The sequence below is a fragment of the Thermodesulfobacteriota bacterium genome, assembly GCA_040758155.1.
GTDB lineage: Bacteria > Desulfobacterota > Deferrimicrobia > Deferrimicrobiales > Deferrimicrobiaceae > UBA2219.
Map to the genome: position 1 here is coordinate 1 of JBFLWB010000120.1, position 6,233 is coordinate 6,233.

The window sequence follows — 6,233 nt, forward strand, 5'->3', positions numbered from 1 at the left end:
CGGCTCGCGTCGAGCTCCGCGGACAGAGCCCGGGTGCGCTCCTCCTCGGCCCCGCGCGCCTGCTCGGTCTCCCGCGCCGCCGCGAGCGACTCGGAGAGCTCTTCGGCCATCCTCCCCTGCTCCCCGCGGAGGAACGCCTCCTCCTGCACGCGCCCGTCGAGCGCCGCGCGCGCCTGCGAGAGCGTCTCGCCGAGGACCGCCTTCGCCCGCACGGCCGCCGCGTGGGCCGCGCCCGCCTCCTCCCGTGCGCGGAACATCCCGGCGAGCCGCTCCTCGAGCTCCGCGCGGGCGCGCCGGACCGCCTCTTCCTCCTCCAGCCGCCGGCTCCGCTCCCGCCGCAGCCCTTCGATCTCCCGCGACAGCTCGCGGATCTCCCGGCGGCGGGCGAGGACCCCCGCCTCGGCCGGCGCTTCCTCCCCGTCGACCGCGGACGTTCCCCCCTGCTCCCCTCCGATCAGGATGCCGTCGGCGGTCACCACCTCGCCGTCGAGCGTCACGTAGGAGTTCCACACCCCGTTGCGGTTCCAGAGGCGCAGCGCCGTCTCCAGGTTCCGAACGAGCAGCGTCCCGCCGAGCAGCCCCCGGACCAGCTCGCCGCATTCCGGCGGCGCCTGGACGACGCTCGTCAGCGGCCCGACGACGCCCTCCTCCCCGAGGTGCGCGACGGCCTCCTCGCGGATCCGCAGCCCCATCGGGACGAACGCGCTTCGCCCTTCCCGCGTCTCCTTCAGATAATGGATGGCGGACAGCCCGTCCGCCTGGTCGCGGACGACGACGGACTGCATCCGTTCCCCGAGGACCGCCTCGACCGCCTTCTCGTAGGCGGCCTCGGTTTCGATGAGGTCCCCCATGACGCCGAGGATCCCCTCCGCGCCCCCCTCCCGCGAGCCGCCGTTATGGCGGAAATGGTGCAGGACGGCGCGCACGCCCGACGAGGTCCAGTCTCTCTGCTCGTGCACCCGCGACAGGGTGGAGAAGCGGGACTCCACCGACTGGAGCTCCCCTTCCGCCCGGCGCGAATCCTCCACGGCCGCGTCGAGGCGTGAGACGGTTTCCGCCAGCAGGGCGCCCGTCTCCGACCAGGCGCCTTCCGCCGCGGCGAGCGTTTCCTCCGCCAGCCGCTCCGCGACGGAAGCGGCCTCGTACTCCGATGCCGCCTTCCCGACCGCCGCTTCACCCTCCGCGATGCGCTCCGCAAGGCGGGCCAGGTTGCGCTCCCCTTCCTCGATCCGGCGGGAAAGGGCCTCCGCGCCGGACTGCGCGCCGGAGTGCTGGGTCACCCGCACCATCAGGTCGGACGCGGCGCGATCGGCATGCTCCTGGGCGCGCTGGTGCTCCTCGCGCGCATCCGCCAGGGAGGACCGGCGCTCCTCCCAGTGGATCCGGGCGCGCGAAAGCTCCTCCCGCCGGGACGCCGTCTCCTCCCCGGCGCAACGGAGCCGCTCTCCAAGCTCCGCGATCTCGGCCTCGAGCGTCCCGATCTCCCGGCCGGCCTCCTCCGCCGCCTTCCGGAAATGCTCCGCCTGCGCGAGCAGCCCGTTCCATCCCGCTTCCCTGCGGGCGGCGTCCTCCTTCCGCCGCGCGTGCTCCTCCCGCAGGTCGGCCAGGAGGCGCTCCCGCTCCGCCTGCCGCATGCGGGCCTCCTCCCGGGAGGACTCGAGCGTCGACACGGAAGCACGGCATGCGACCAGCGCGTCCTCGAGCGCGGCGAGCTCCTTCCTCGCGGCCTCGAACTCCGACGACATCTTCCGGTGCTTTCCGGCCGCCACCCGGAAGTCGAGCTCCCGGAGCTCGGCGCGAAGCGCCTTGTACCGCTCGGCTTTCCGCACCTGCCGCTCGAGCGAGCCGATCTGCCTGCGCACCTCGTCGAGGATGTCCTTGACGCGGGCGAGGTTCTGGCGGGTGTTCTCCATCTTCCGCTCCGCCTCCTTGCGGCGGACCCGGAACTTGGCGACCCCGGCGGCCTCCTCGATGATGAGCCGCTTTTCTTCGGGACGGGCGTTGACGATCTCGCCTACCTTCCCCTGCCGGATGATGGCGTAGCCGCGCGCGCCGGCCCCCGTGTCGAGAAACAGCTCGGCGATGTCCTTGAGCCGGCACGGCGTCTTGTTGATGGAGAACTCGCTCTCGCCGTCCCGGTAGGTGCGCCGGGTCACGGAGATCTCGGAGAACGACTCGTATCCGGGCGGGGCGATCCCGTCGTCGTTGACGAAGGTGAGCGTGACTTCCGCCATGCCCAGGGGGCCGGCGGCGTCGGAGCCGGCGAAGATGACGTCTTCGAGCGCCTTGCTTCGAAGGTGGGAGGGCGCGTGCTCCCCGAGGACCCATCGGATGGCGTCGACGATGTTGGATTTCCCGCATCCGTTCGGGCCGACGATGGCGGTTATGCCGTCGGAAAAATCGAACGTCGTCTTGTCATAGAACGACTTGAACCCGATCAATTCCAGTTTTTTCAGCTTCATCGGTCCCCGTAGTCCCAGGTGGCCTTTTTTAGGTATACCTCAACATCCTGTGGACATGCGTGCCGTCTGACGCAATATATGGTGTTTCCTCGGGAATGTAAAGAAAAAAACGGCGGCCCCGGAACGGGGCCGCCATCGAGAATAGTTCTTCCTTGATCCCGTCAGTCCCGCTTCCTTCCCTTCCCGGACTCCTGCCGTTTCCGAAGCGCCGCCTGCGCGGCGGCCAGGCGCGCCACGGGGACACTGTAGGGCGAGCAGGACAGGTAATCGAGCCCCGCCCGGTCGAAGAACTCCACCGACTTCGGGTCTCCCGCGTGCTCCCCGCAGACGCCGACCTTCAGGCCGGGGCGCGCGGAGCGCCCTTTCTCCACGGCCATCCGGACGAACTCCCCCACCCCCTCCCGGTCGACGGTGGCGAACACGTCGGCCTCGAGGATGTCCTCGGACCTCCGCGGGTGCGTCACGCCGCAGGAGGCGCAGCGGAGGTCCCGGTCCAGCTTCTCCCCGCAGCGGGGGCACAGTTCCGACCGGGAAAGGTATCTCTGGATGAACTTCCCGGCGTCGTCCCGCGAGAACCCGAACGTCGTCTGGGTGAGGTCGTTCGTCCCGAGGGAGAAGAACTCCGCCTCCCGCGCGATCGCGTCCGCCGTCACCGCGGCGCGGGGCACCTCGATCATCGCCCCCACCGAGTACGGGATCTTCCTCCGGTACCGCTTCATCGTCTCCTCGGCCGCCTGGACGACGATCTCCTTCTGCGCCCGCATCTCGCTGACCATGCTGACCAGCGGGATCATGATCTCCGGCTTCACCCGGACCCCTTCGCGGGCCACTTCGCACGCGGCCTCGAAGATGGCCTGCACCTGCATCCGGGTGATCTCGGGGTGGCAGATGCCCAGCCGGCAGCCGCGCATCCCCAGCATCGGGTTGACTTCGTGGAGCTCCTCGACCCGCTCCAGCACCCGCTTCTTCTCTTCGATCAGGGTGCGGTCCGCCCGCACGAACTCGAGCTTGTTCACCTCGACCAGCAGCTCTTCCCGCTTCGGGAGGAACTCGTTCAGCGGGGGGTCCAGCAGCCGGATCGTCACCGGATACCCCTTCATCTCCCGGTACAGCCCCTTGAAGTCCTCGCGCTGCATGGGAAGGAGCCGGGCCAGCGCCGCGTCCCGGTCCTCCTTCGTCCGGGCGAGGATCATCTCCTGCATGATGGGGATGCGGTCCTCGGCGAAGAACATGTGCTGGGTGCGGCAGAGGCCGATCCCCTCGGCCCCGAAGTCGCGCGCCACGCGCGCGTCGCGCGGGGTGTCCGCGTTCGCGCGGACCCTCAGGCGGCGGACGGCGTCCGCCCACGACAGGAAGATCCCGAACGATCCGGTCATCCGCGGAACGGTCAGCGGCACCTTTCCCAGGATCACCTCGCCGGTGGCGCCGTTCAGCGTGATCTGGTCCCCCTCGCGCAGCATCCGCCCGCCCGCCATGAACCGGTTCGTCGCCTCGTCGATGTCGATCGCCTCGCAGCCGGTGACGCACGTCTTCCCCATCTGGCGGGCGACCACCGCCGCGTGAGAGGTCATTCCGCCCTTCGCCGTCAGGATCCCGCACGCGGCGTCCATCCCCTGGATGTCGTCCGGGCTCGTCTCCCTGCGGACCAGGATGACGTCCCTGCCCGCCATCGCGCGCTCCACCGCCTTTTCGGCCGTGAACACCACGCCGCCGGTCGCCGCTCCGGGCGACGCCGGGAGCCCCCGGGCGATCACCTCGACGATCGCGTCGGGATCGACCACGGGATGGAGAAGCTGCTCGATCCGGCGCGGGTCCAGCCGCAGCAGCGCCTCCTCCTTCGTGACGAGCTTCTCCCGCACCATGTCCACCGCGACGCGGACCGCGGCGGCGGCGGTCCGCTTCCCCGGCCGCGTCTGGAGCATGTACAGCTTGTTCCGCTCGATGGTGAACTCGAAGTCCTGAACGTCCCCGTACTGCTTCTCCAGCCGGCCCGAGATCCGGACGAGCTGGTCGTAGGCGTCCGGGAAGTCCTTCCGCATCTCCCGGACGTGCCGCGGCGTCCGCAGCCCCCCCACCAGCTCCTCGCCCTGGGAGTTCACGAGGTACTCCCCGTAGTACTCCTTGGCCCCCGTGGAGGGGTTCCGGGTGAACCAGACGCCGGTGGCCGAGTCGTTCCCCGCGTTGCCGAAGACCATCGCCTGCACGTTGACGGCGGTTCCGTTGCCGTCCGGAATCCCCTGCGTCTTCCGGTAATACTTCGCCCGGTCGTTTTCCCACGAGCGGAACACCGCTTCGCACGCCAGCGAAAGCTGGAGCTGAGGCGCCTGCGGGAAGTCCCTCTTCGACAGCTCCTTCGTCAGCGCCTTGAATCGCGCGCAGAGCTCCTTCAGGTCGGCCGCCTCGAGGTCGGCGTCGGAGGACGCCCCGCGCTCCTGCCGCTTCTCCTCCAGCGCCCGCGCGAAGGGCTCCCGCGGGATTCCGAGGACGATGCACGAGAACATCGCCAGAAGCCGCCGGTAGCAGTCGTATGCGAACCGGGGATTCCCGGATGCCGCCGCGAGCCCCTCGACCGTCCGGTCATTCAGGCCGATGTTGAGGACGGAGTCCATCATCCCGGGCATGGAGAACCGGGCCCCGGAGCGCACGGAGACGAGGAGCGGATTCTTCGGATCGCCGAACTTCTTCCCCGCCGCCTTCTCGAGCTTCGCGAGGTTCGCGGCGATCTCCCGGATCACGTCCGCGGGGAGCTTCCCGCGGTTCGCGAAAAACAGCGGGCAGACACCGGTCGAGACGGTGAACCCGGGCGGGACCGGCAGCCCCAGGTTCGTCATGTCGGCCAGGGCGGCGCCCTTTCCTCCCAGCACGTCCTTCATCGCGATGCTTCCCTCGGCCGTTCTCCTGCCGAAGAAATAGACCCGTTTCCCCGCCATGGTTTCTACCCCGCCACCCTGGAGAAATCCGCCACCGTCGTGAACGATACCGAAAGCCCCTTCAACAGCGCGAGCCGGTTGTTCCGCACCTTCCCGTCCTTCGCCATCACGAGCACCTTGTCGAAGAACGCCGCGACCAGCGGCTGCAGCGCCGCCATCTCGCGGAACGCCTCGGCGTACCTTCCGTCGCGGGCCGCCGCCTCGACGCGTCCCGAAACGCCGTGGGCCGCCGCGTGCAGAGCGCGCTCCTCGTCGGTTTCGAAGAGCCCTTCCGACACCGCCAGGGGCCCTTCGTACGCCTTCGAGATGTTGATCGCCCGCTTGAAGACCTCGGCGAGCGGCCCGAACGCCGCCTCCGCCCGGAAGGCGACCAGCGCATCGAGCTTCGCCCGCAGGTCGGCCATGTCGGTCATGCCGGCGGCGATCACCGCGTCGACCAGGTCGGCGGGCGCGCCGCGGGAGACCTGGAGGTTCTGGTAGCGCCCGGCGATGAAGTCCATCACCTTCCGCTTCACCTCCTCCGCCGGGAACTTGAGCTTTCCGGCGAGGGTCGCCAGCGAACGGTCCGCCAGCTCCCCGATCGGGATCCGGAGGTTCCTCGCCTCGAGGATGGAAAGGATCCCGAGCGTGTGACGCCGCAGCCCGTACGGATCCGCCGTCCCGGTGGGGATCAGCCCCACGCCGAAGCAGCCGCACACCATGTCGATCTTGTCCGCGATCGCGACGGCCGCGCCGACGTCGGTCGCCGGGAGGTCGTCCGACTGCCCCTTCGGGAGGTAATGCTCGAACACTGACCGGGCCACCTCTTCCGTCTCCCCGGTCTTCGAGGCGTAATGGCTTC

At 69.6% G+C, this 6,233-nt stretch carries 3 protein-coding genes; all 3 read right to left on the bottom strand.

What is annotated here, in order from left to right:
- Nucleotides 1-2,462: chromosome segregation protein SMC (smc, locus tag AB1346_07690; protein ID MEW6720313.1), on the bottom strand; the 2,462-nt coding region annotated here is incomplete at its 3' end.
- Nucleotides 2,463-2,623: 161 nt separating this feature from the next.
- Nucleotides 2,624-5,392, bottom strand: coding sequence for a pyruvate, phosphate dikinase (ppdK, locus tag AB1346_07695; protein MEW6720314.1), 2,769 nt, complete (start codon nucleotides 5,390-5,392; stop codon nucleotides 2,624-2,626).
- Nucleotides 5,393-5,397: 5 nt separating this feature from the next.
- Nucleotides 5,398-6,233, bottom strand: an 836-nt coding sequence (locus AB1346_07700; protein ID MEW6720315.1) for a glycine--tRNA ligase subunit beta, incomplete at its 5' end; no start/stop codon positions are given.

Coding starts and splice junctions, on each gene's coding strand:
- ppdK (MEW6720314.1), bottom strand. CDS start 5,392: ATGGCGGGGAAACGGGTCTATTTCTTCGGCAGGAGAACGGCCGAGGGA.